Annotated in this window: 15 protein-coding genes; 7 read left to right on the forward strand and 8 right to left on the reverse strand. The window is 37.7% G+C overall.

Annotated elements, in window-relative coordinates; all coding sequences use genetic code 11:
• On the forward strand, positions 1-1,754 hold a 1,754-nt coding region (locus H4J50_RS10325), incomplete at its 5' end, for a GGDEF domain-containing protein (RefSeq protein WP_182256202.1).
• A 274-nt stretch (positions 1,755-2,028) separates the two neighbouring features.
• On the opposite strand, the gene yegD is transcribed toward H4J50_RS10325, so the two are convergent.
• The 3 genes from yegD to lgt form a co-directional block, all read right to left on the reverse strand.
• Positions 2,029-3,387, reverse strand: coding sequence for a molecular chaperone (gene yegD / locus H4J50_RS10330; protein ID WP_182256204.1), 1,359 nt, complete (start codon positions 3,385-3,387; stop codon positions 2,029-2,031).
• Between the two features lie 300 nt (positions 3,388-3,687).
• On the reverse strand, positions 3,688-4,464 hold the full coding sequence (locus tag H4J50_RS10335; RefSeq protein ID WP_182256205.1) for a ribonuclease H family protein: 777 nt from the start codon (positions 4,462-4,464) through the stop codon (positions 3,688-3,690).
• Between the two features lie 31 nt (positions 4,465-4,495).
• Entirely contained in the window at positions 4,496-5,284 is a 789-nt protein-coding gene (gene lgt / locus H4J50_RS10340; protein ID WP_108456486.1) for a prolipoprotein diacylglyceryl transferase, read from the reverse strand.
• A gap of 585 nt (positions 5,285-5,869) precedes the next feature.
• Between lgt and H4J50_RS10345 the strand changes: the two genes are divergently transcribed.
• From H4J50_RS10345 to H4J50_RS10365, 5 genes are all read left to right on the forward strand, one after another.
• Entirely contained in the window at positions 5,870-8,800 is a 2,931-nt protein-coding gene (locus H4J50_RS10345; RefSeq protein ID WP_182256207.1) for a TonB-dependent receptor, read from the forward strand.
• A 25-nt stretch (positions 8,801-8,825) separates the two neighbouring features.
• Positions 8,826-13,103 carry a pullulanase-type alpha-1,6-glucosidase gene (pulA, locus tag H4J50_RS10350; RefSeq protein WP_182256209.1) on the forward strand — a complete coding sequence of 1,426 codons (4,278 nt, stop codon included), beginning with the start codon at positions 8,826-8,828 and terminating at the stop codon, positions 13,101-13,103.
• Between the two features lie 642 nt (positions 13,104-13,745).
• Positions 13,746-16,502 (forward strand): TonB-dependent receptor, encoded by a 2,757-nt coding sequence (locus tag H4J50_RS10355; RefSeq protein ID WP_182256211.1) that lies wholly within the window; start codon positions 13,746-13,748, stop codon positions 16,500-16,502.
• Positions 16,503-16,644: 142 nt separating this feature from the next.
• Positions 16,645-18,135 (forward strand): tryptophan halogenase family protein, encoded by a 1,491-nt coding sequence (locus tag H4J50_RS10360; protein WP_182256213.1) that lies wholly within the window; start codon positions 16,645-16,647, stop codon positions 18,133-18,135.
• Between the two features lie 61 nt (positions 18,136-18,196).
• Complete coding sequence (locus H4J50_RS10365) at positions 18,197-19,114, forward strand: aldo/keto reductase family oxidoreductase (RefSeq protein ID WP_182256215.1); 918 nt, start codon at positions 18,197-18,199, stop codon at positions 19,112-19,114.
• Positions 19,115-19,236: 122 nt separating this feature from the next.
• Here H4J50_RS10365 and H4J50_RS10370 read toward each other — a convergent pair whose 3' ends face one another.
• The gene (locus H4J50_RS10370; protein ID WP_182256217.1) at positions 19,237-21,537 is read right to left on the reverse strand and encodes a peptidase U32 family protein; all 2,301 of its coding nucleotides are present in this window, start codon (positions 21,535-21,537) and stop codon (positions 19,237-19,239) included.
• Between the two features lie 114 nt (positions 21,538-21,651).
• Between H4J50_RS10370 and H4J50_RS10375 the strand changes: the two genes are divergently transcribed.
• Positions 21,652-22,338, forward strand: a complete 687-nt coding sequence (locus H4J50_RS10375; protein ID WP_182256219.1) for a glutathione S-transferase — start codon at positions 21,652-21,654, stop codon at positions 22,336-22,338.
• Positions 22,339-22,434: 96 nt separating this feature from the next.
• Here the strand turns inward: H4J50_RS10375 and H4J50_RS10380 are convergent, their stop codons facing one another.
• The 4 genes from H4J50_RS10380 to H4J50_RS10395 all read right to left on the reverse strand — a co-directional run bounded on the left by H4J50_RS10380 (position 22,435) and on the right by H4J50_RS10395 (position 26,239).
• Positions 22,435-22,803, reverse strand: coding sequence for a PH domain-containing protein (locus H4J50_RS10380; RefSeq protein WP_108456479.1), 369 nt, complete (start codon positions 22,801-22,803; stop codon positions 22,435-22,437).
• 410 nt (positions 22,804-23,213) lie between these two features.
• Entirely contained in the window at positions 23,214-23,762 is a 549-nt protein-coding gene (locus H4J50_RS10385; RefSeq protein WP_182256236.1) for an HPP family protein, read from the reverse strand.
• 83 nt (positions 23,763-23,845) lie between these two features.
• Positions 23,846-24,061 (reverse strand): hypothetical protein, encoded by a 216-nt coding sequence (locus tag H4J50_RS10390; RefSeq protein ID WP_182256221.1) that lies wholly within the window; start codon positions 24,059-24,061, stop codon positions 23,846-23,848.
• 294 nt (positions 24,062-24,355) lie between these two features.
• A complete protein-coding gene (locus H4J50_RS10395; protein WP_259366222.1) occupies positions 24,356-26,239 on the reverse strand; it encodes an alpha-amylase family glycosyl hydrolase in 1,884 nt (627 codons plus the stop codon).
• Positions 26,240-26,273: the final 34 nt, after the last annotated feature.

Raw genomic sequence — 26,273 nt, forward strand, 5'->3', positions numbered from 1 at the left:
CTATTAACTCTGCTTTTGCCAATGATTTGAGCATTACATTAAATAGCATTCAACCATCTCATAATTATGTATGTCCTGTGGATAGTGTACTAAGTGATAAAGTTGAATCTTTCTTAGCTAACTCACCAAATTTATCTAATCAAGCACGCTCGAAACTACTCTGGCAAAAATCTAAAGCTATTTTTTGTGAATTTGGTTTTAGCGAAGACTATTTAAGGCAGTTAAAAAAAATTACAAATTTACCTTCCGATGAAGTGAATTCAGATATTTTAAGTATTGCTATATATGATTTGACCGCATTTTATTTTAAGTATTCTCAAAAAAAATCTTGCGATTTTTTCTATGAAAATAAGCTAGCTACAAGCAGTGCGTCTAAAATTTTTTTGAAATACTTAGATATGGTTGAACTTCAATACTGCTCTGAATTAACATCTGTAGAAAAGATTAGAGTGTTTTATAGGCTACTGGAATCAAATAAAGGCGATAACCTATTTATAAGTAATGTCTATTTAAATATAGCTCGTTTATATTCATATATTGGTCAGTATACTTTGGCAGCTAACACGTTTAAAAAACAACTTTCCTTCATAAATGACAAATTCGACATACATTGGACTTATTATGCTATCGCTACTGAGTTAATAGATGCAGGAGAGTTTGAAGAAAGTAAGCAGTACTTTAGGAAATTTGAAGCAGGACAAAAACAATTTATAGACACACAAGATTACAAGGTTTTATTACTTACTTTAAAAATTAAGTTTGCTTATATAGAAAAAAAATTCGATGTAATGTTAGCACTTATTGAAGAGTTCGAACCGTATCAAAACAGTACTGAAGCACTGCATAAAAATAATAAAATGATTCTTTTCAAAGCTATCGCTTGTTTGGAAAATAATAGGGTCGAATGCATCAATGAATCTATCGCCAATAAAGACTTATTAATTGAACAAACCAAGGATACAAATCGACGTTACCTTTATGAGTTTTTAATTAAATATTATATTTCTCAAAACCAAGCTATCTTAGCGCAAAAATACTTCGAAACTTATATTGATATTAATCAGAAATCTTTAATTAGTCAGCAAGACTCTGTTTCTATTTTAGGTTTTGCAGAATTACAACAAGATATGGTTGCACTGGAGCTTAGTTTAGTTTCTGAAAAATTAGAGAAATCAAAAATTACCTTAGTACTATCCGGCATATTAATATTTGTTTTGCTCGCTATCTGCTTATTTGTTTGGCATCTAAAAAATAAACAAACAATATTATCAGAAACCGACGAGTTAACACGTATTTTCAATAGACGTGCAATATTCGAACAAATAAACAATCTCAAACAAACCCAAAATGATGATGTTCACGCTATTATTCTATTTGATTTAGATGAATTTAAATCAATCAATGATAAGTATTCGCATATTTGTGGTGATAAAGCACTGAGACATATTGTTAAATTAACTAAAATGAATATCAGGCAGCAAGACCTCTTTGGTAGAGTTGGAGGCGAAGAATTTATAGTTTGCTTAAAAGATTTAGAAAAAATTTCTGCACAAGTTATTGTCGAGCGAATTCGAAGTAGTTTCGAAGGTAATGCTATGCTTTTAGATAATGGCGAGAAACTCACTGTTACGGCTAGCTTCTCAATAACTTATGTTGAAAACTCTACATCGAGTTTTGAAATGTTATATCAAAAATTAGATAATGCGCTTTATAAGGCAAAAGACTTGGGTAGGAATAGGGTCGTAGAAGTTTAAGTTAGCTTATGTGCTATTAACCTCAGCCTAGGCTTTGAGCTTTGTAAGTTCATCTTTAGGTGAGTTCTTTAAGCAATTTCTTTAAGCTGAAGTATATTATGAGACCACTAATTATATTGATATTAATTCGTGGTGCTTTATTCTCGATAGTTTCTTGTCTTTGTGTTTAAAGCTTCATTTTATCCCATCAGCTTAATCGCATTGCTTGATGGTATAAAATGATATTTATCTCAATCGTTTATCTCTTAATTTACTGAGCAACTACCTAGTAATGTTATGCGTATATCGTTTTTGCCCAACGGGTTAAACCAGCGGTAACACTACCAAAATGATCACCAATTACAATCGGTATATCTTGAAATTGCTTTTGTAAAAATGTATTTAGCACTGGTGATTTAGCACTACCGCCGGTGACAAAAACCACATCTGGCTGGCAATTTGCCTGCGTAATAGCGTCTGTCATTAGTACCGCAATAGCATTTAGTTCACGTTTACATGCTACTTCAAAATCCTCATTGTTCAGCTTAATATTGAGTCCATTGTCGATATCAGATAAATCTATCTTTTGCTCACTTGTTTCAGTTAAGCCAATCTTACTTTGCTCAGCAGCATTGACCACACGGTAACTCAACTTTTGTTGCTGAACGGTCAATAAACGCGTTAATAGTTCTGGGTTTTCTGAATCACGTATAAGCTGCTCTAAAAAGCGAGTGTTAGCGGCACTGTAGAACTCAGTTTGATGGTTAATGTTGTTAATTGCCATTGCTTGCCAGTAACTATTGCTTGGCATCGGTTTTCCGGATTTAAGTAAACTATTTAAACCAAAGCTAGGCATAATCCCCTTAAGCGCAAAAGCAATGTCGAAATCATTACCGCCAACACGTTCGCCGCTGTGGCTTAGCAGGTCGCGGGCTCTATCTGTTAATAATGCTTGTTTAGGTCCCATTAAAAGCATAGAGCAATCAGTAGTTCCACCACCAATATCGACCACTAAAACTTTCGTTTCGCTCGTTAGGCTTGCTTCATATTCAAAACCAGCAGCTACAGGTTCAAATTGAAATTCAACATCTTTAAAGCCAACTCGCTTAGCCGCATTTGTTAGAATTTTTATGGCTTGTTGGTTACTCTCTTCACCACGTAAACCTTGAAAATTAATCGGGCGGCCGATAACGGTTTGACTTACACTTCTGCCTAATGCAGTTTCAGTCAGACTTTTTACGTTACTCATCATTGCAGCAACGATATCTTCAAATAATTCGATTTGTTGGGGTAGTAAGCCGCTGGCACCGAGAAACGATTTAGGTGATTTTATGTAATAGCCTTCGTCAGGCTCTTGCAGATAATTGTTTAATGCTTGTTGACCGAACGACAGATCGGTAGGGTAACCGTCAAGAGTTAACTCACGAATTGAATTTTTACCCTTTTGTAATTGATTCTTTCGTTGTAGTTGAAAATTTAATTGCTCAGATTCTGAAAGATTTTTGTGCAACAAGTTAACAATAACGTCGCGACTTGGTGCATACAAGCTTGACGAAATATAACGACCATGATCACCTAAAGACAACAGTTTTGGGCTGTTGTTTTCCATAACGCCGACAGCGCAATTTGAGGTGCCGTAATCAAATCCAATCATGTGAACTCCAGTGATAAAAAGGCCGCGTAGAATACTGATATATTGGTCACTAGGCAAGGTATTTTAAGCTCTGCACAGGTAAAACTACTTTTTAAGCGTGCTTTAAAGCTTTGTTTTAAATAAATGTTTTAAATAAGTGTTTTTAAATAATTGGTAGAGAATAAATCGCGTTAGCCATGTGGAGGGATGGTCTTACCAAAAATTAACGTTATATGATAATTGAGCTTTGATTTACGAAAAATAATTAAAAGTAGAATTAACTACCTTTAATTATTTTATGTGTAGCAGGTTGTTAAAAAACTAACCAGTCGTCATAGCTAATATAGTTTTAATATCTAGCGTTTCTTGATATTGCACAAAACCTTTAGTGCACTTTACTCTGGCTAACACTGCCATTCTATCTGAAAGTTCATTCCCTTCATTATTTGAGTGGCCTTTAACATGACTAATAATTAAATTACTTTTTAGTGCTTGGTAAAGGGTAAAACATTGCTTAATAACCTCAAGGTTTTTAATCTCTTCACCTTTACCACGTGTCCAGCCTTTAGCTTGCCATCCTTTTGCCCATTTAGTAATGCAATCAATTGAATACTTAGAGTCAGACAGCACTTGTACTGTTTTACCTTGTGCAATATGACCTTGAGCATATTTAAAAGCTGCAAGCATGCCATTAAGCTCTGCAGTATTATTGGTGCCCATAGGCTCGTATAAACCATACCAAAGTTCTACTAGCTTTTGCTGATGATAAACTGCCATGCCCGTGCCAGACTTGCCTGGATTAGGCGAGCATGCACCGTCGCAGTATATATTAATGTCGGAAACTTTAGCTGATACAGGGCTCTCAGCTTTAACATAAGCGGCGGAAGCTGTTGGCTTAGTGGTGCTTCCTTTGCTCATTGAGCGCTTGGTCAATGCTTTAGTGTAAGTTGATTGAAAAGCAGCTTCAGCTTCTGCCTTTGATGGAAAACCCATATATTGTGCATCTGCACGTCCTTGAGTGTGGTTTTTAACATCATTCCATTGCTCAAATACGCCAGTTTTAGCGCCTTTCCATACTACGTAATATTTTTTACTCATAAAATGTTAACCATAACCTTAATGTTTAATCTTAATTAGTTTTGTTGTTGTTTTTAACTGACCAAATAACTAACAATATACCCGCGATAAAAAATGGAATACTCAACATTTGTCCTGCAGTTAACGCAATGTCAGCGGTATAAGATGCTTGTTTTTCTTTCAACATTTCAATAAGAAAGCGTGCGGTAAAAATTAAAATTAAGAAAATACCTAAAATAGAACCTTTTGGTGTTTGTGCTTTTTTAATCTTATAAATAAACATCAAAACAAAAAATATACTTAAATAAGCAAAAGCTTCGTAGAGTTGAGAAGGGTGTCGGGCAACGTTATCGATACGGGCGAAAATTACAGCCCAAGGTACATTACTTGGTGTGCCTAAAATCTCTGAGTTGACAAAGTTTGCACTTCGAACGAAAAAACCAAATAAAGCGGTACAAATGGCAAGTCTGTCGAGTAACCAAAGAAAGTTCATTTGATACTTTTTACTATAAATACCTGCTGCGATAATAGCGCCTAATCCACCGCCGTGGCTTGCTAGTCCGCCTTCCCAAATGGCTAATATTTTCAGCGGATTAGCAAAGTAATAACCCGGTTCATAAAAGAAACAGTGTCCTAAGCGAGCACCCACAATTACGCCTATCACTATGTAAACCAACAAATTATCTAATGCGGCCAAATCTTGCTTTTCGCTTTGAAAAATCCACTTCATTACTTGCAAGCCAGATAAAATAGCTGTGGCGAATAACACGCCATACCAATGTACAGTTAATGGCCCAATCGAGAAAAAAACAGGATCTAAGTCCCAAACTAAATGATGCAAAGCGTAACCCTTAATATTGCTAATGTTTAATAATGTTAAGTGGCTCTTTATTAATTAACCACATATATGCCGATATTCTATCAAGCTACTTGTTGTTGTGGTTAATTAATTTTACCTAAAGGCATAAGGACAAATAAAGGTTGTTAAATTTTGTTTGAAACTTGTTCAAAGAATAAATGCGTTAAGTTGATTTATTAAATGCTCACAGAGGTAAGTAAGTTAAATAAACATAGAGAACATTATTTATAAGATCCGGTTTTAGTGACTATGAAATAGATCTGTGCATACGTATTCAGTGATTAATCATAAGTGTATATATCGTCAGGATTGATGAATAAACGAATGAAATAATTATTTCATTGCCCAATTTAACTAAGGACCAAGGCAAATTGCACTAAGAAAGTGCCTGTTGTTTTTCAAACTAATACCCATTTAGTGATATTTTTGAATACGTATGCACAGTCTGTGCATAGATTAATAAGCTCTCTATATTAAAGTTGTTAAGAATTTAATGACGATGAATTAATAAACAAATAACTAATAACAAAAATAAAAACTCAAGATTAATATAGGGGAATGTCTAGTATGTTTAAATCCAAGCCTAACAAGCTCGCATTGGCTATTTCTTGTGGATTATTAACGTTAACTGGGGCTGCATTTGCTCAACAAGTTGATGATGAAAAAGAAATTATAATCACAGAAAGAATCACAGCAGATAACGAAATTGAAGTGATAGAAGTGACAGGTTTTCGGCGTTCACTTATCGAGTCGATTAATCAAAAACGCTTTGCTGATACGGTTTCAGAACAACTAACCGCCGATGATTTAGGCGGTTTACCTGATGTGTCTATGGCAGATGCATTAACTCGCTTACCCGGTATTTCTGCGGTGAGAACTGGTGGGCAAGCGGCCGAGATTAACATTAGAGGTATGTCGGGTGGTTTTATTTCCACCACACTTAATGGTCGCGAACAGGTCTCAACGAGTGGACAACGTAGTGTTGAGTTTGACCAATACCCCTCAGAACTTATTTCTAATGCTGCGGTTTATAAATCACCGAAAGTCACACTTATTGAAGGCGGGGTTGCTGGTACCGTTGAATTAAAAACCGCGAGTCCATTAAAAAATGAAAAAACACATGCCTTTACCGTTAATGCCCGCGGGATGTTCAATGATTTAGCCGGTGATATCCCTGATGCCGCGTCAAGCGGTCATCGTTTTAGTGTTTCTTATCAAGGTAAGTTTTTCGATGATAGTGTAGGCGTTGCATTAGGTTATGCACGCTTATTCCAACCGAGTGCCACCACTCAATTTGTCGGATTAGCGTATAGCAAATCTAAAGATGTTGATAACATTGAAAATGATTCTGGCGGTCCAGAAGATTGCCCTGAGTGTGAGTACATTGGTGAAGGTTTTGAATTACAACATAAAGGTGGTGAAGAAACCCGTGATGGTTTCGTTGCGACTCTAGAGTGGCAACCAACGGATAATTTTAATTTAAAATTTGATGGTTTTTATTCTAAATTTGACTCTGAAGAATTTGCTCGAGGTTATCGCGTTAAACTCGAAGGCGATCAAGCCGTCATTAGTAATCCTATTATAGAGAACAATGCCGTTATTGGCGGGAGTTTTAATCGAACGTCAAATAGCTCAACGCGCATAGAAATCGTTAATGATGATAATACTGATTACGATGAAGTAAAAAGCCTAGGCTTAAATGCAGATTGGGATATTACGGAAAGGCTCAACATGAATGTTGACCTTTCTTATTCTTCCGCTACAAGTGAATTTAGAAATGGTTTGATTTGGGCGTTAGTGGCTGAAGATGCAAATGCTGACTCACCTAACTTTGATAACAATGTATCGATAAACTACTTGCTTAATGGTTTAAATTTACCTGATGTTGGATTGAATCAAGCAGATGCTTTTACTGATTTGAACCGAGTAATGGTCTCAAAATATGGCATTTACCCTTATATAAATAAAGATGAGGTAAGCGCTGTTCGCCTTGATTTTAAATACCAATTAGAAAATGATGTTTTCTCTTCAATTGAAGTTGGCGCAAGATATTCTGAACGAGAATACAGTAATGACCGATCTGTTTTTGAATATGGTAGCGACAGCGGTTTTAATTTATTAGAACCCCCGTTAAATATTACTGAAGATATGGCCACTGTGGTTAATTGGCAAGGAGACTTTTCTTATTTCCCAAGCTATTTAGCGCTTGATCAAGATGCAGTTCTTAATGCTTGGTTTCCAAACGGAATTCCACAACCTGTGCAAACTTGGGGACCCACGGCAGGTGGTGTTGTTAACGGTGCCGGTCGAGGTGAAGGTAATACTGATTGGACACTAAAAGAAAGTGGTCAAGTATTTGAAGATATATTTGCTGTCTACATTATGGCTAACATTGATACTGAGATTGGTGGTTTGCCGGTTACGGGTAATATTGGTGTTCGTATGGTTGATACTAAACAATCAGCGACTTCTTTACAGGATGTTGGTGGTGATATTGAACTCGGTGCGCAAAATATTACCGATGAAGTGGGCTTAGTTAATAATCGCTATTTACCGACGGTGATCAGCAACAGTTACATTGATTACTTACCGCAGATGAACTTGAATTTTAAGTTAACGGATAATGATCAAATACGTATTGCCGCAGCAAAAGTAATGAGTCGACCTAATATTGATCGCTTGGCATCAAACAGTAGTGTCAATATCAACAAAGTAATTACTGAAAATGGCTCATTCGCAGAGGTCAGCGGTAATGCCAGGAATAGCCCACATTTAAAGCCTTTTTACGCCAATCAATATGATTTGTCTTATGAGAAGTACTTTGTCGATACCGACGGGTCTTTCGTTGCTGCTGTGTTTTATAAAGATATTGAGTCTGCCGGTATTATAACGCAAACCATCAGCGAATATGACTTCGCTGGTAACGGTTTAGTGGTACCAGATGAATTTATAGACCCGCTAAGTGGTGTCCCCTTAACTATTCGAAATGGTAATTTTGAAACGGCATTTAACGATGATAAAGGCGGATACATCAAAGGTATTGAAGTTGCCTATACGCAAATATTCTCCTTTCTACCTGAACTTTGGTCTGGCCTAGGCTTTACCGCTAGTTATTCTCATACAAAAAGTGAAATACAGCAAATATCTAAGTTAGGCGCTCAAAATTTACCTATTTCGTTACCAGGGTTATCCGAAAATGTAATTCAAACGACCGTTTTTTGGGAGTATCAAGGTTTTGAAACACGCGTCAATGTGCGTTATCGCGATGCTTTTGTTTCCGAACAGGTGGCGGTTGAAGCGCAAACGGTTAATTACGACGATGAAATGATTATCGACTATCAAGCTTCATATCAAATAAATGAAAATTTTGGCGCTGTATTCCAAATTAATAATGTTACCGACGAGCCTACCAAAAGTTACTTTGGCTTTGAAGCACAAACGGGCACGTTGCAGTATTTTGGTCGTCAATTCTTTTTGGGGCTGACTTATGCGTTATAAGCACAGAGTTAATGGAGTAAATTTTATGTTTAACAAAAACTCAATGTTACAGCTGCTGGCTATAACTTTAATATCGTTCATTTTATCTGCCTGTGGTGGGTCAGAAACAACTAAATCGGGACAACAATTATTAACTTGTGATGTGCCTTTGGTGCCCAATGCAACGGGAGATAGTTGTGTGGCACCTGAGCCTATTCAATGTCCGGTGCCAACGGTACCCGATGCAAAAAATGAATCTTGTGTGGTGGGTGTTGATCCTAATGCACCAGCACCAATATTTTTCCCTAGTGCAAACCAAGCTGTGCTTTATTTTAATCGAGCAGATGCCGCTTATGATGAATACAAACTGCATAATTGGAATACGCCTGAGTGTGACGCTTATGCCCCTGATTCTATAGCTTCAAGCTGGGATAGTGGTCTTGTGCATAGCGGTGTTGACCCTGTTTATGGCGCCTATTGGATTTTGAATCTGATAGATGACTTTACTGAATGTGGTAATTTCATTATTCATAAAGGCACTGATGATGCTGGTAAAGAAATGGGCGGTGGTGACTTTAAAATGCCACTTAAACAAGATGATGCCACGTATCAACGAATGAACTTTACTTTCTCTGGTGTTGCTTCTGTTTTTGAATATCCTGTCGTTTCCTTGGGTGTACAACCGTTGAAAATATCGGGTTATTCTGCACATTGGATTGACAGCAATACTTTTGTTTGGAATGCACCAGAAGAAGTAACTGATGTTAAATTACATCATTCTGTTAATGCTGGCATTGCTGCAAATGACGACGATGTAGTTAGCGGTACAATCGTAGCTCTGTCTGAAACTGTCTTGTCAGACGAACAAAAAGCAATGGCTCCACAAGTTTCACAGTGGCCAGGGTTTTCAGCCGACTGGAGTAAAGAAACGGCGAAAGGTTTATTAAAAAATCAATTAGTTTTAGTCGGTTACAATAGCGAAGGTAAGGCTATTGCTGGTACTTATGTACAAACCCCTAAGGTATTAGATAATTTATATACCCAAGGTGATGCTGATGCCGATGAAGCCAACTTGGGCCTTAGCTATAACAGCACCGGCATTAGCGTCGCATTATGGGCGCCAACGGCTCAAAGTGTCAGCATTAATATGTATGATGCTAATAAAAGTAAGTTAACTAGCGCCGTAATGAGTGAAGATACTGATACCGGCATTTGGTCATATCAAGGCGATGCTAGTTTAGATCGTATGTTCTACCAATTTGAATTATCGGTATATCATCATCAAAACCAACTAGTAGAAACATTAACAACAACAGACCCTTACTCTGTAGGTTTGTCTACTAATGGTGATTATTCTCAGTTTGTTAATTTAGCCGACAGTGAACTCATGCCTGATGGCTGGGACACTGAACAAGTTCTCAGCACTAAATCATATGAAGATGCGGTTATTTATGAAGCACACATTCGAGACTTTAGCGCTTTAGATAAAAGTACGGATGAAGCCAATAGAGGTAAGTATTTAGCGTTTACCGAAACAAACTCTCTACCAGTACAGCATCTACAAAAACTGGTTGATAATGGTTTAACCCATTTTCATCTCTTGCCTGCTAATGATATTGCCTCTATTGATGAAGACCCAGCAAAGATTGTCGATTTGACCAATACCGTTGCTGAACTTTGTGCAGTTAGAGCCGAAGCACCTGTATGTGGTGTTGAAAGCGCTGATAAAACACTGCTTTCTGTCCTTGAAAGCTATAACACTTATTCAAATGATGCCGCTGATTTAATCAATGTATTACGTGATGTAGATAGTTTTAATTGGGGTTATGACCCAAAACACTTTAACGTACCTGATGGTATTTATGCCTCAGATGCCGATGGTGTAGCTCGTATTATAGAAATGAGAGCTATGATCCAAGCCTTACATGACTTAGGTTTACGTGTTGTTTTAGATGTTGTTTATAACCATACCAGCTCTGCAGGTATATCAAGTAACTCTGTTCTAGATATGGTTGTACCGGGTTATTATTATAGTCGTGAAATCGAAACAGGCGCGGTAATTCAATCCACTTGTTGTAATGATACAGCACTTGAACATCGCATGATGGATAAGTTGATGGTTGACTCACTGAAAAGTTGGACGCAACATTATAACTTCGATGGTTTTAGATTTGACATTATGAGCCATGGTAGTAAAACACAAATGTTAGCTGCCCGAGATGCTATTCAAGCAATTGATAGTGACACGCACTTTTATGGTGAAGGTTGGACACGTGATGACCGCGGTTTTGAGCAAGCCAATCAGTTTAATATGGCAGGTACTGAAATCGGCACCTTTAATGATCGTCTGCGTGATGGCATAAGAGGTGGTAAATTTTTCAGTAATAACAGTGAAGATACTGATGTATTTAAGCAACAAGATATTATTAAACTTGGGCTAGCAGGTTCACTTGCGGACTATGTTTTAAAAAGCGCCAGTGGAACTAGTGTTTTAGGTAGTGCATTTTCACCGAATATGTACGCTAAAGACCCTGCAGATGTTATCAATTATATCTCAAAGCATGATAACGAAAGCTTATGGGATCAATTACAGTTTACCCTTACACCTACCATGGGCATGCAAGATAGAGTCAGAGCACAAAATGTTTCTCAATCCATTGTCTTACTTTCACAAGGCATTCCATTTTTACAAATGGGCGGCGACTTTTTACGCTCTAAATCATTAGACCGTAATACTTATGATGCTGGCGATTGGTATAATTTTGTTGATTTTACTTACAATACCAACAACTGGAATAAAGGCTTACCACTCGATAAAGGTGGACGTAGCGACGAAGATTTATTGCGCTTTGGGCTCAACGCTGACAGTAATGTTGGCATGAATGAAATATCGTTCGCTTCAAATGTCTTTAATGAGTTTTTGAACATTCGTACATCAAGCCCGTTATTTAAGCTAACTACCAGTGCAGATATAGTTAACCGTGTCGGTTTTCATAATATTGGCAAAAACCAAACTCAAGGACTTATTGTTATGAGCATTGATGATGGTATTGGTTTTGATGATTTGGACCCTGCTAACGATGCAATAGTGGTGGTGGTAAACGGTTCAAATACAGCATTGTCGCATACTGTGTCTACTGCTGAAGGCTTTAGCTTGCATGGTGCGCAATTAGTTTCAGTTGATAGCACAGTTGCCAGTGCTAGTTTTAACCAAGGCGAAGGAGAGGGCACTTTCACTGTGCCGGCATTAACAACGGCGGTATTTGTTAAAATACAAGGCGAACAACAAGGCACAGGTTTATCAGCAATTGCTACGGCAGGTGCACCTGATGTTGTACCTTTTGGTGACACTACAGTTTATGTGCGCGGTGGAATGAATGGTTGGGGCGAAGTTGACTCCTTTATTTATCTTGGTGAAGGTGTATATCAAACGTCGATTAAACTAACGGCAAACGATTATGAGTTTAAAGTTGCCTCAGGTGATTGGTCGACCGCTAATTTTGGTGCACCCAATACCGGTAATATTGTGGAAGAGGGGGTAGATTTTACTTTAACCTCAGGTGGCGACAACCTAGCGATATCAATTAGTGCAGACTCTACGTATATCTTCACCCTTGATGCCTCAAATATCGATGCGCCGATATTAACGGTTAAGAATGAAGAGCCTTTTGTCGGTACAACTGTGTATATTCGTGGTGACATGAATGGCTGGAATGAGTCAAACCCTTTCACCTATGTTGGTGGTGGTAAGTATTCTGCGACATTTATTGTCGAGGCTGACACTTATAGTTTCAAAGTTGCCTCAGCAGATTGGTCGACAGTTAATATGGGCGCACCAGCGAATGATACTGAAGTGCTTATAACAGAAGAACAATTATTATTACCTAGCAGTAACGATAATTTAACGATAACTTTCCCAGACACTCAAGAATACACATTCACCTTTGATGCCTCAAATTTGGATGCACCAACGCTTTCTGTGTATAAATCAGAGATGTTTGGTGACACTAGCGTATATATTCGTGGTGATATGAATGGTTGGGGTGAAGTCGACACATTAACTTATCAAGGTAATGCAAGCTATTCGGTTGAGGTTGAATTAGCGGCTGCTAGCTATGGTTTTAAAGTAGCATCAGCCGATTGGTCAACCTTTAACTTAGGCGCAGGATCTGATGGAGGGGTTGTTAACCTTGATCAATCTTTAACATTGTCAGCGGGATCAAATGATAATTTATCATTTTTTGTCGATGAAGTAGCAACCTATGTATTTACGGTCACAGGGCCTAACCCGAATGCACCGACGGTAACGGTCACGAAAAAATAAAGCCCTTATTTAAGCTCGCGGCTAACGGTATTTAAACCGGTAATATTAGTCGCTATTTTATTTTTATCATTGTTCAAGTAATCGCTAACAATGAAAATAAATACTACAGCTAACAAATAAAATTTAAACGCCCTAGCTTGCTAGGGCGTTTTTTTTATTACCACCTAGGCTTTGTATCGGTTTGTATTGGCTAAATCTGCAGATGTTTGCATACGTATTCAAGCTTGTTCAGAGGACATTCAAACGGATGCCTATGGAAATTAATAGCATTGAGACAAGTTGCCAGCTCATGGATCGGGTAAAACTAAAAATGGTTTGTGTTAATGTAACTTAACTATTGTATTACAAGGACTTTATTTGAGTTTGTCTGGTTTTCGTTATGGGTAATATTTTAAGAGACGTTACCCACTTTGATGTAAACAATTTGGTGAGTTACTTATTAACAGCAGGATAACAAAATACTTTCTTATTTTTACTACCTTGAGTGCTTGATGAATACGTATGTAAAGTGTATTCATCATCAAGCGTCCGCTTTATATTAGGATCGTCTGCAAAAATATGCAGAGACAAATACTAATTAACGACATCAGCGCCGGATCGCTGAATAATAATTAAAGCATGGATGTATAGGGGAGTTCACCAGTGTTAAATTTTAAACCAAGCCGAGTAACTTTGGCATTGTTATCAAGCGGTTTCATGGCACTAAGTATGCCACTGCTTGCTGAAGAAGTAGCAGTTGAAACAGCGAAAGAAAAAGAAGTAGAAACAATCACAGTTACAGGCATACGTGGAAGCTTACAAAGAGCTCAAGCAATTAAAATGAGTTCAAGCTCTATCGTTGAAGTTTTATCGGCGGAAGATATTGGTAAATTACCTGATACAAGTATTGCTGAATCATTAGCACGACTTCCTGGTGTAACAGGGGAAAGAAGAAATGGCCGTACTAGTGGCTTATCTGTTCGTGGTTTTAATGAAAACTATGTCGGTACTTCACTTAATGGCCGTGAATTACTCGGTATGGGTGACAACCGCGGTGTAGAATATGATTTATACCCAACTGAAATCATATCTAATGTTGTTGTTTATAAAACTCCTGAAGCAGGATTAGTGTCACAAGGCATTGGTGGTACGGTTGATTTACAGACAGTGAGTCCACTTAATTCAGATTCTGTCATGGCATTCAATGTCAATTTTGAACAGAATGAAAAAGATTCAGCAAACCCAGATTATGACAATGACGGACACCGTTTTTCATTCAACTTTGTTGATAAGTTTATGGATGATACCTTAGGCGTTGCTTTAGTCTTATCTTCTTTAGAAACACCACGCCAAGAAGAAAACTTCCGCGCATGGGGTTATGCAGATACACCTGAAGGCAATAAAATATTAGGTGGTCACGACTCATTTGTTCGTTCAGCACTTTTAGAGCGTGATTCAATTGCTGCCATTATCGAATATGAACCAACAGATGCATTAAAAATTCAATTCGACGCTTTATATATAGATTTTAGTGAAAATGATGTTCGCCGAGGCCTTGAAGAAGGTGGCCCAGTTTGGGGTGGCGTAAACTATACAGAAACTAATGTAGAAGATGGTTTAGTTACTTCTGGCTACTGGGATGGCTTTCAATCGGTTGTTCGAAATGATGCCCGTACTCAAGATTCTAAACTAACTACATTTGGTTTAAATGTTGAGTACGTTTTGAGTGAAAACTGGACTGCTGAACTAGATATTTCAACAGGCTCTGTTGAAAAATCAATTATTGATGTAGAGAGCTACTCTGGTGTTGGACGTGCTGGCATTGATGGTCGACCTGGTGCTGCACGCTCTTGGGAAATGACTTCAACAGGCGTTATGTATAGTGATCATCCAACACTAGCGGGTGTTGATTATACTGATGAAAACCTTATGCGTTTAGCAGGTCCTCAAGCTTGGGGTGCTCCTATCATTGGTAGTGACGCACAAGATGGCTTTATTAATCGTCCAGAGTTTGAAGAAGATTTAGACAGTGTTCGTTTACAAGTTAATGGCCTACTAGAATACGGTATCATTTCAGGTATTGAAGCTGGTGTACTTTATTCAGACCGCACCAAAGAAAAAATCAATGAAGGCGATTATTTAACTTCACCTGAATATCCAAATGATGGTCCAATCCCTAATGTATTAGGTGTCGCTGATTTAGGCTTTATCGGTATTAACGGCGTTTTAGCTTACGATAGTATTGGTTTATATAAGAGTGGCTACTACACTGAAACTGCTGCTTCGTTAGTGCAAACTGATCGTTTAGGTGATACTTACACTATTAATGAAGAACAATTATCTGCTTATGTAAAACTAAATTTAGAAGCTGAAATTGGTGATGTGTTCATGAGTGGTAATATTGGCTTGCAAGTCGTTAATATTGACCAAAAATCAACAGGTTTCTCGGTTGTTGATAATGCCACTGGTTTTGTTGATGCTACACCGGTAAGTGGTGGAGATTCATATACTGACATTCTACCCACTTTAAATTTAAGCTTTGAAATTGCTGAAAACCAATTTATTCGTACAGCAATGGGTAAAGTATTAAGTCGTCCTCGTATGGATGATATGCGTCCTAATAATAGAGCAACTTTCTCATTCAACGATAACAATATTAATAGCACGGATCCTGAAAATGGAGCATGGTCAGGAAGTAGCGGAAATCCAACACTTAAACCATTAGAAGCAAATCAATTTGATATATCTTACGAGAATTACTTTACAGAAGATGGTTACTTTGCCTCTACATTTTTCTATAAAGATCTAAAAAATTGGCATCGAAGTGGTCAGGCATTAACAGATTTTTCAGATGTCTACATTCCTGAGTATCATCAAGGGTCAACGGGTCAGGCACCAGCAAGCTTTTTAGGTTTTGTTGATTCAACTGAAGACGGTTTACAAGGTTTTGTACGCGGTTATGAATTTCAAGCAAGTGTGCCATTTCGCTTAGTTCACGAAAAGTTAGAAGGCTTCGGTATTGCCGTTAGTGCAACCTTCATTGATGGAGAATTAGAGGACGGTGGTCGTATTCCTGGTCTTTCTGAAGAAAGCTATTCATTGACAGCATATTATGAATACAAAGGTTTTGAATTCCGAATTGCTGGCACTAAACGCGATGAATTTTTAACTGAAACTCGAGGTTTGAGCCTTGCGCTTGATGAAACTGAAGATTTAGGCTCAGAGATTTGGGATGCCCAAATTAGTTACGACTTTAAAGAGTCAGGTATTGAATCACTTGAAGGATTGCGTATTACATTACAAGCGCAAAACTTGACCGATGAAGATACATTACAAGCTGAAGCGACTGACTCTCGACAAATTAGGTCTTATCAATCGTTTGGTGCAAACTACTCGTTAGGTCTTAATTACAAATTTTAATTATTAGGTGTAATTATTAGGTTTAATTAAATAAACGTTTGTAAAATTAAAACCTGCTAGGCTTCTAGCAGGTTTTATTATTTGGACCCTGATAAAGTTTAATATTGAATTTATGTAGCAGTAATAAAGTAGAGAATTACACATGACAAATAAAATTAAGAAAGTCGTTGTTCTAGGCGGTGGTACTGCAGGTTGGATGTCTGCCTCATTAATTAAAAAGCTCATGGGCAAGTCAGTTGATGTTGAATTGGTCGAGTCAGAAAATATAGCGAGTGTTGGTGTTGGAGAAGCGACTATTCCTCCAATTCGTTTATTCAATAGTGTACTTGGTATTAATGAAGCTGAATTTTTGCGAGAGACTAATGCGACTATTAAGCTCGGTATTAAATTCGAAAATTGGAAAAACACCGAAGAAAGTTATTTTCATACTTTTGGTGCTGCAGGGAAAAGTTTACCTTTTTGTCACTTTCATCATTATTTAAAACGTGCACAAGATGCCGGACTAAAAGATAATTTATGGGATTATGACCTGAATTATCTATGTGCAACCCAAGGGAAATTCGCGCAAATAAAGTCCAAAGATCCCATTATTGATATTCCTTACGCTTTTCACTTTGATGCTGGTTTATACGCACAGTTTTTAAGAAAGTTTAGCGAAAAAATTGGCGTTAAACGTATCGAGGGCATGGTTGAAAATGTTGAGCAATGTCAAAAAACGGGTAACGTAAAATCATTAGTACTAAAAAATGGCGAGGTAATTAAAGGTGATTTATTTATTGATTGCTCTGGTTTTCGCGGTCTGCTAATACAGCAAACACTAAATACCGGTTATGAAGATTGGGGGCATTGGCTGCCTTGTGATCGAGCCGTGGCAGTGCCTTCTAAAAGATTTGCTGAAACCGTGCCTTATACTCGCTCAATTGCACATGCAGGTGGGTGGCAATGGCGTATACCGCTGCAACATCGCAATGGTAATGGTCTGGTCTATAGCAGTAAACATTATAGCGATGAACAAGCTAAAGCACTGTTATTAGCCAATATTGAATCAGAGCCCTTAGCTGAGCCTCGCGTGATAAAATTTACCACCGGGCGTCGACGTAAACAGTGGCACAAAAATGTAATCGCTATAGGGCTATCGAGTGGATTTTTAGAGCCGCTTGAGTCAACCAGTATTCATTTGATTCAATCAGCCATTGTTCGTCTGATTCATATGTTCCCACAAAAGGGTATCAGTACAGCTCAAGTTGATGAATATAATCGTCAATCGAGAGTAGAGTATGAGCAAATTCGAGACTTTATTATCTTGCATTATCATGTAAACCAAAGAGATGACAGTCAGCTGTGGCGTGATTTACGTGAAATGGACATACCTGAGTCTTTAGCAGAAAAAATTAAACTCTTTAAAGAAACCGGCAAAATATTTCGAGAGCAAAACGACTTGTTTAATGAAGGTTCATGGTTACAAGTGATGTTAGGGCAGGGCATAGAACCAGAAGATTATCATCCTTTGGCGAATGATATGCCGCTTGAGCAGCTCAACTCAATGTTAGCGAAAATTAAAGCTATCAAACATGAGCCGCTAACAAAGCTGCCAAGTCATGATGAATATTTAACTAATTTTTGTCGGTTGTAGTGATTAGTTATTTTACTTATTTTATTTATTTTTAAATTCCAATTGTTAAACAGAGTGATCAATGAAACACAGTAAACTAGGCAAATCGACTATCGAATCATCACGTCTTATCTACGGCTGTATGCGTATTGCTGGCGACAACAGTACGAGCGATCGTAGTAAAGGTAAACGAGCGATAATGACGGCGTTGGATGCAGGCTATAACCATTTTGATCATGCTGATATATATGGTGGTGGTGCAAGTGAAAGTATTTTTGGAGAGTTATTAGCAGAACAACCGCATTTACGTGAACAAATGATTATTACCTCGAAAGCGGGTATTCGACCAAAAAATAATGATGATAGCTACGCACCTACTCGTTATGACTTTAACCAAAAATATTTATTGGCCAGTGTTGAAGGTTCATTAAAACGCTTAAATACCGATCATTTAGATCTGTTTTTGCTGCATCGACCTGACTATTTATTTGACGCTAATGAGGTGGCAGAAACCTTTGCGTTATTAAAAGCCAGCGGTAAAGTTAAGCACTTTGGTGTCAGTAACTTTAAACCTTCGCAGCTAGCGTTATTAAAGTCGGCTATGTCTATGCCATTATTGGTTAATCAGGTTGAAATTAATATTCACAATATCGATACTTTACTTGATGGCACGTTAGAACAATGCCAACAGCATGGTATTACACCGATTGCCTGGTGTCCGCTGGGCGGCGTTGCTTACTCTGCGTGGGGCAACACTTTTTCAGTTGAAGATGAGCAAAGAATTGAAAGCGAGCTAAACAACCAAAGTAAAAAATATGGTTGCGCACCTTGGCAAGTTATTCTTGCTTGGTTGTTAAAACACCCTGCCAATATTTTCCCTATTATAGGTTCAACGACCCCAGAGCGCATTGTTGCGGCTAAACAAGCCTTAGCAATAGATTATTCGCGTGAAGATTGGTATCGCTTGCTAGAAGCTAGAAATGGCCAAGCAGTGCCGTAGTGTTTCTTTTTAAGTAAAGACTTAAATTAACCATCAAAAAAGCCACTCATTTACTTTTGTACTTTATAAGTATAAGTAAATAAGTGGCTTTAATTTTTCATCACTAACTCATTATTAGTTATCTACAAACCATTATGGTATTGAATATTAGTCGACTCAGGCACTAAATTATTTAGCTGTTGTTTTACGATTGACTGCTCGTCCTGCACTTGATTTGACAATAGTTCTTCAAATTGTCTGATCAACAAGGCTTTATCAGGTGAGGCTTTATCGCCTGCGCCAATGTTGGTTAAATCAATCATAAAGCTGTCGAATAAGTGAGATAAATCTTCAATAATTTCCATATTTAAAAACTGATCTTGGTTATAAATACTTGGGTAACCGGCTTTTTGCTTATCAATGGCAAACGACACACCTTTAAGGTTAGTGATGCTAGTCGACTTATCACAAGACAGCATACAACCATTGTCGATGCGTGGTTTCTCACAACCCACACTTTGTTGGAAGAAACACTGTCGGCTAGTCATCAACAAAATAGGGTGGTAAATGCTGTAAAATAATTTAAAGTTTTCAGGGCGTGCAATATGCTTCATTTGCATGGCATTAATTTCGTTTGAAATAAACGCGCCACTACAGTCAAAGTCTTCTTTCATGGCTAATAACGCATATGAATTGGTGGTGTTTAAAAACGGGCCAGCAATCCACTTTATGCCTAGGGCATTCGCTTTATAAGCGATGCCTGTGTTATTCGTGACGATAAGTTCAGGTTTTACTTGCTCTAAAATCGTTACGGCTGCATCGTAATCTTTACCGATAAGTACGGCAGGAAACCATGGGATTAAACGTGGATTGTCTTGTAAAAAGCCAACGTACTTAGTGCAGCCACGTTTGTAAGCATCGGGTAATTTAAAGTAAATGTCGGCATCAGTAACCTCTGTAAGCGCAACATCGGCTTCGTCACAAATCAAAATTGATAGTTCAGCTTTGCTTGCCTTTGCAGTATCACTTTTAGGATGACTAACCAACTTAGGTAACGTCACCTCAGGGATAATATCAACCGCATTATTTAACGTGCTAGCAATTTGGTTTTTAAGTGCGGTTAGTTCTTTAAAAGGGATACTTAAACCGGCATTTAACTTGTCGCAGTTTAGCTCGTTAAGTAAAAACTCAGCATTATTAAAGCTTTTAAAGCGTTTTTCGATGGTTGCTTTATCAATACTGGCGTTATCACTGGCGCGTAATAAGCTAGTAGATTGCACGGTAAAGGTGTTTTGCTCAATAGAAAAGCCAGTGGTAGTCACTGTAACCGTTAACGGTTGCTCTAGTTGGCCCGAAAAGCTTAAGGTTAACGGTACTTTTTCAATACTTAAATGCTTTATTTTCTCAACCACTTCCGCTTCAATGTCGTTTTTATCTGTTTGCAGATTTTGCTCTACATCTTGAATTTGAACGACTGAAATTGATTGGCTTTCGTCAGCTTTAAATTTACTGACCGCATGCACTTTTGAGTTATCGCGCGGATTATCAATAAACATCGATTGATTTAAATCACCGCGTAAAAAGGCGTTGGAGAAGTCGCGATTAAATACTTTGTAAAGGCGTTCGCCATCTTGTGTTAATTCACCAGTATTAAGAAAACCATCGATTTGTTTACGGAAACTATCGACGACCGTATGGACGTAATTTGCCCCTTTAATGCGGCCTTCAATTTTGAAAGAATGCACACCTGCGTCGATTAAAGCCGGTAAATCAAAAAAGGCTGAATTGTCTTTAATATTTAGTGGGAAGTTATGACCAGACGGTGTTGTTTCATACTCTTCACGACAGGCTTGGCTGCAACGGCCACGATTACCTGAATTACCGACACTAGCTGAAGTTGAATAACAAAGCCCTGAAAATGCCACACAAAGTGAGCCATGCACGAATACTTCAGTGAGCACATTATATTCATTACAAACTTCTGTGATGGCGGTTATTTCGCGTAAGTTTAACTCTCTTGATAAATTAACTCGCGAAGCCCCTAATTTTTTCAAAAATGGGATTTGGCCTATATTATGCGTGGTTAATTGGGTTGAAGCGTGTATATCTAAGGTTGGAAAATGCTTCTTAATAATATTAAACATACCGATATCTTGCACGATAACGCCGTCTAATGTGGTGTTAACTAATTTACTTAATAATTTAGCAATAGACTTAAATTCACGCTCTAAAATAATAACGTTTAAGGTCAAAAATATTTGGCATTCGTACTGATGAGCAAGACGAATGATGCCAATAAGTTGTTCAAAAGATATATTAGCAGCGCGATTACGGGCATTTAGTGTGTCTAAACCGCAATATACCGCGTCGGCTCCAGCTATAATGGCCGCTTTAATTGCGTCAACATCGCCACCGGGGGCTAATAATTCTATTTTATGATCCATTTGTACAACTTTTTATTCGCTAAATTTCAAAGCAGGGATTTTACCCGTATATTTCCCTAATGAATACCGTTAAAGTTGCATGATTAAAGAAAATGCATGCATTAAGAAGAGCCCATGGCACTCCCAATCCTTTATTCGTTAAGAAACTGCCCTTATGCAATGCGAGCGCGTATTGCTATTTTTAAGTCACATCAACCGGTTGCACTTCGTGACGTGGTGTTAAGTGATAAACCCCCTGAAATGATTTTAGCTTCAGCTAAAGCTACGGTACCAATTTTAGTGATATCTCAAACTGACAACTCAATCAGTAAAGAAAACGCAAAGTGCCAAGTTATTGATGAAAGCTTAGATGTTATGTTGTGGGCACTAAATAGCGCTGATCCTAACGATTTACTTCATCGTGATAGCCCTGAAGTACTTACGCAAATGTTAGCGTTTATTACTGAATTTGATGTGGAATTTAAACGTTGTTTAGAAGCTTATAAATGCGCCAAACGTTATCATGAAACTAATATTGATGAGTGCCGTGCGGCTTGCGAACATTATATACAAATGTTGGAGTTACGCTTAACTGCGCATAAATTTTTATCATCAGAACGAGAAAGCTTATTGGATATTGCCTTATTGCCGTTTATTCGCCAATTTGCGCGTATAGAGCGACAATGGTATTTACAATCGCCTTATCCAAACCTTAAAGCTTGGCTTAATAACTATTTGCAAAGCCCTATGTTTACTAAAGTGATGGCAAAATATCCGTTGTGGCTTGATAGTGCTGAAAAAGTGGTATTTGTAGGTAAGTAATTAATCGTGGCATTGTTTTACTTAATTTAAAATCAAGTTTAGTTAGCTACTCATATAATTGAGCAGCTAACTGGAGCGTTTGGCAAAATATCGCTATTACAATAAATGACTAGAGATTATTTTAGATACTTCTAGCATTGATGTTTTGCCTGAAAACTCAAACCTTACTTTGCCTATAGCTGAAAAATAAATTTCTAACTCTGAATCAAGGTCAAAGGTGCCTGATGTTTCAATCGAGTAAGCAACAATATTTTTGTAAGGCAGTGAAGTAAAGTCTTTTTTACTGCCGGTAATGCCTTGAACATTAACCGCAATGATACGTTTAGTGGTAAACACCACACCGTCTCGCATGGTTTTATATGAGTCAACAATCTGCTCATCGTCTAAAAGTAAATCTGCTACTTTTTCGCCATAATCGGCATCTTGCTTTAGTTTAAAAAAACCTTTGTTGTCAAAATCTATCATTGAACATCCTTATGTAGGAGAAAGTTTACTTGAGATCTCTTATTGTTATATGAGAGATATAATCGTTATCACTGAGAGAACAACGTTCACGACCTTATCATTGTTTAAAAAAGTGTTAGGCAAGATGATGAAAATATAACTTATTTTCTTGTAATACCGACTTATACAATTTACAAGAATTTACTCAGTTCTTGCTTAACAGTGTACTCAAATTCGCTATTTTTACAAGTTCAGTACAAGGTGTTTATCGAGTCATTTGTGAGACGAAATAGTGATTAAATAATTTGAATAAGTCATCAATATAAGCAATTAAAAACTACAAGTTTAATCACAAATGTCATGCTTGGGGCTCAATAGGTAGTTCAATAGCTAGCTCAATGGGTAGCTCAATGGGTCGCTTAATCGGGAGTTTAAAACCAATATCTTGGGTAGTGCCTTAATGGGCTTTTAGATAAATTATTTATCACCAAGGCGATCACTAATAAAATGAGTGTGCCAATGGCAACAGGAGTGACAACAAAGTAATAACCAGAATTGTGTAACTCAGTACTACCAATAACAGCAATTAAAGCGGTTGCGCCTCCTGGGGGATGCAGCGTACGTGTAAAATGCATGGCGACAATTGATATTGACACAGCCAGAGCACCTAATAATGCGATATCCAAGGTTAAATACTTTTGCAATGTAACTCCGATGAAAGCTGATATTATATGGCCACCAATGATGTTTCTTGGCTGTGAAAAATCAGCTTGTGGTGCACCATAAATAAGTACGGCAGATGCGCCAAATGAACCGACAAGGAACATGCTTTTTAAAACATCAACTTCAGTCAGGCTACTTAAAATAGCGACAAAGTACATGCTAAGAAATGCACCTAGCCAAGACCATGCAACTTTTGAAATGGGTACACGAGGAGGACAAATATCACCACCTCTCATTCTAGAAAAAATTACTCTTATCATGGTAAAAAGTACGTCCGTTAAACTTATAACCTTGTCACTTAATTTATGGGCGGCATTAGCATATAAAACTAATGCTTACTCTAATGACTAGCCATTGTGGCGTGCCATATATCACAAACTTCGCTAATATCACTTATCGTCTGTTTTTTGTGAGTATCGAAGATGGTTACTAACAGATAGGAGTTGTGAGTAACAATTTTCTTAATACCTTTAATTTCAGACAATCTTTGATAAAAAATGTCTTCATCAGCCTGGCATTTAAATACAGCATCTAAAATTTCAATTTCTGTACTCATTGAATCGAACCTAGTCAGTTTGTTTACATTTTGTAATGATTACCTGTGTCATTACAAAACTTCGCGTAATGTCGCATATTGTCTTAAATATTGAAAATAATTTATCCCTGGTCGTTATCTCAATTCGCTATTAGTAAAAATTTGTAATCAGTGTTCTGTGAAGCGAAGAGATAGCGCTATTTTTATACTCATTATGGTTGAGATAGTTAATTGTAGGCATAAAAAAGTCCACATCTAGAGGCTAGTTGTGGACTTAATAGGTTTATACTAGGTGAAAGAGCTTAGCTTTTATATTTAGTTTATATTTAGTTTTTCATAAATTGCGAAACCCAATGCTGGCACTTCGATACTATAAATATTTTCACCTGACTTTATTAGCTTGCTTTGGCCAATCACTAATTTATAAGGTTTCTCTTGCAGCGAAATACTCGCTTTAGCTGGCGCATCAGAAGTATTAAAAATGATTAACATTTCTGAGCTTGGTATAGCCGTATTTTCATGCTCTTTAGTTAAGGTGCGTGTAACGGCAAAAATAGCATTTTCATCAGATTGAAATACAGTTTTTTGCTCGCCTCTGCGCAGTGCAGGGTATTGGTAAAAAATATCTGCATATTGTGAAAAGCGTTGATAAAGCGGATGCTGAGTATCAAAGTTGTCGTCAGCTGTGGTGGCATCGGTTCCTAGTAAGTCGTCGTCATTATAACTATCAACAAGTGATGGCATCATATCTTGGCGCGAAGCTTGGTCGCCGCCATCACCTACAAAGCCTTGTTCGTCGCCATAATAAATAATCGGTACGCCGCGCATAAAGTAAGTCATGGCATGTGCAAGCAGCGTACGTTTGATCATTTGATCTTCCGTATAATTAAACGCGCTTTGTTTGAGCATAAAAGTAAAACGCCCCATGTCATGATTACCCGTAAAATTCATTAACTGATTAGCGTTACTGTCATGATCAAGGTAGTCAATATCATTAGTGAAAAGGCTTGATAATACCTTAGTGCCTTTTTGTTCGATTAAACTTTGTACCATAGCGCTTTGAAAACCAAAGTCTAGCACTGACTGCATGTTACCCGTGGTTGTATATTCGCTAAGCTCTTTGCTGGTAAAGCTATAAACTTCGCCAAACATGAAGAAGTTTTTTATGCCTAAGCCCTGCGCATGATTCACTAAAGCGGGGGAGAATTCAGCCCAAAATTCGGTATTAACATGTTTCACTGTATCAATACGAAAGCCATCAGGTTTGAACTCAGTGATTAGGTTTTTGAAAATATCGATCATACCTGCTAATACTTCAGGGTTGTTGGTGTCAATATCGTCAAGGCCTGCGAAGTCGCCACGCTTTGAACTTTCACCTTGCCAGAATGAGTCACCCTGGTTGTGGTAATACTTAGGATCGTTCAACCAAGCTGGCGTTTTTAATTGCTCATGACCTTTTGGAATTATCGGGGTGTATTTTTCGCCATTTGCTAATTGCTCCGACGATTTAAATGGACAACCTTTGTCTGATTTAACTAGCCATTGCAAGCCGTCTTCGCCGTGGCATTCAACATATTTAATTACATCGGCGGTATGGTTGGTAATAATATCAAAATAGATTTTAATGTTTTCTGCGTGCGCGCTGCTAATAAGATCTTTTAAATCGTCATTACTGCCTAAATGCGGATCAATTTCGGTAAAGTCTAATACCCAATAACCATGATAACCTGAACTGTCAGCTTGCATGGCTTGGTTACGTAAAATAGGTGTTAACCAAATTGCAGAAATGCCGAGCTCTTTTAAGTAAGGTAATTTGTCTTTTAAACCCTGAATGTCGCCACCATGAAACATGCCTTTATGGCTTTTATCAAAGCCACCTGCAGAAATTGGTTGGGTTTTTGAACCTAAATCGTTATCGGTATTGCCGTTATTAAATCGGTCGGGCATAACAAAGTAAAACACTTCTTCTTGCACGTCACGATCGAGATAATGCGGTAAATCTGCGGCAGTTTTATAGTGCTTTTGAGTTGACATTGAAGCAGAACTTGAAGATAGCTTTTGTTTTTCAACAAGTGTTTGTTCAACCCGTGCCTTTTCAGTTTCTGTTTTTTTATCGACTCCATCACTACCACATCCAGCGAATGCTAATGTTGATATTGAGGCTATGAGTAAAGCGGATAGTTTATTCTTTTTAAACATAATTTTATTATCCAAGGTTAACAAATATAGTGGC

Origin of the sequence: Colwellia sp. 6M3, assembly GCF_014077595.1 — a bacterium.
GTDB lineage: Bacteria > Pseudomonadota > Gammaproteobacteria > Enterobacterales > Alteromonadaceae > Cognaticolwellia.

What these genes read in the sequence shown, in the direction of transcription:
- H4J50_RS10375 (WP_182256219.1), top strand. Translation starts at nt 21,652, where the DNA reads ATGGCACTCCCAATCCTTTATTCGTTAAGAAACTGCCCTTATGCAATG.
- H4J50_RS10335 (WP_182256205.1), bottom strand. Translation starts at nt 4,464, where the DNA reads ATGAGTAAAAAATATTACGTAGTATGGAAAGGCGCTAAAACTGGCGTA.
- H4J50_RS10345 (WP_182256207.1), top strand. Translation starts at nt 5,870, where the DNA reads ATGTTTAAATCCAAGCCTAACAAGCTCGCATTGGCTATTTCTTGTGGA.
- H4J50_RS10365 (WP_182256215.1), top strand. Translation starts at nt 18,197, where the DNA reads ATGAAACACAGTAAACTAGGCAAATCGACTATCGAATCATCACGTCTT.
- H4J50_RS10370 (WP_182256217.1), bottom strand. Translation starts at nt 21,537, where the DNA reads ATGGATCATAAAATAGAATTATTAGCCCCCGGTGGCGATGTTGACGCA.
- pulA (WP_182256209.1), top strand. Translation starts at nt 8,826, where the DNA reads ATGTTTAACAAAAACTCAATGTTACAGCTGCTGGCTATAACTTTAATA.
- H4J50_RS10360 (WP_182256213.1), top strand. Translation starts at nt 16,645, where the DNA reads ATGACAAATAAAATTAAGAAAGTCGTTGTTCTAGGCGGTGGTACTGCA.
- H4J50_RS10390 (WP_182256221.1), bottom strand. Translation starts at nt 24,061, where the DNA reads ATGAGTACAGAAATTGAAATTTTAGATGCTGTATTTAAATGCCAGGCT.
- H4J50_RS10395 (WP_259366222.1), bottom strand. Translation starts at nt 26,239, where the DNA reads ATGTTTAAAAAGAATAAACTATCCGCTTTACTCATAGCCTCAATATCA.
- H4J50_RS10380 (WP_108456479.1), bottom strand. Translation starts at nt 22,803, where the DNA reads ATGATAGATTTTGACAACAAAGGTTTTTTTAAACTAAAGCAAGATGCC.
- yegD (WP_182256204.1), bottom strand. Translation starts at nt 3,387, where the DNA reads ATGATTGGATTTGATTACGGCACCTCAAATTGCGCTGTCGGCGTTATG.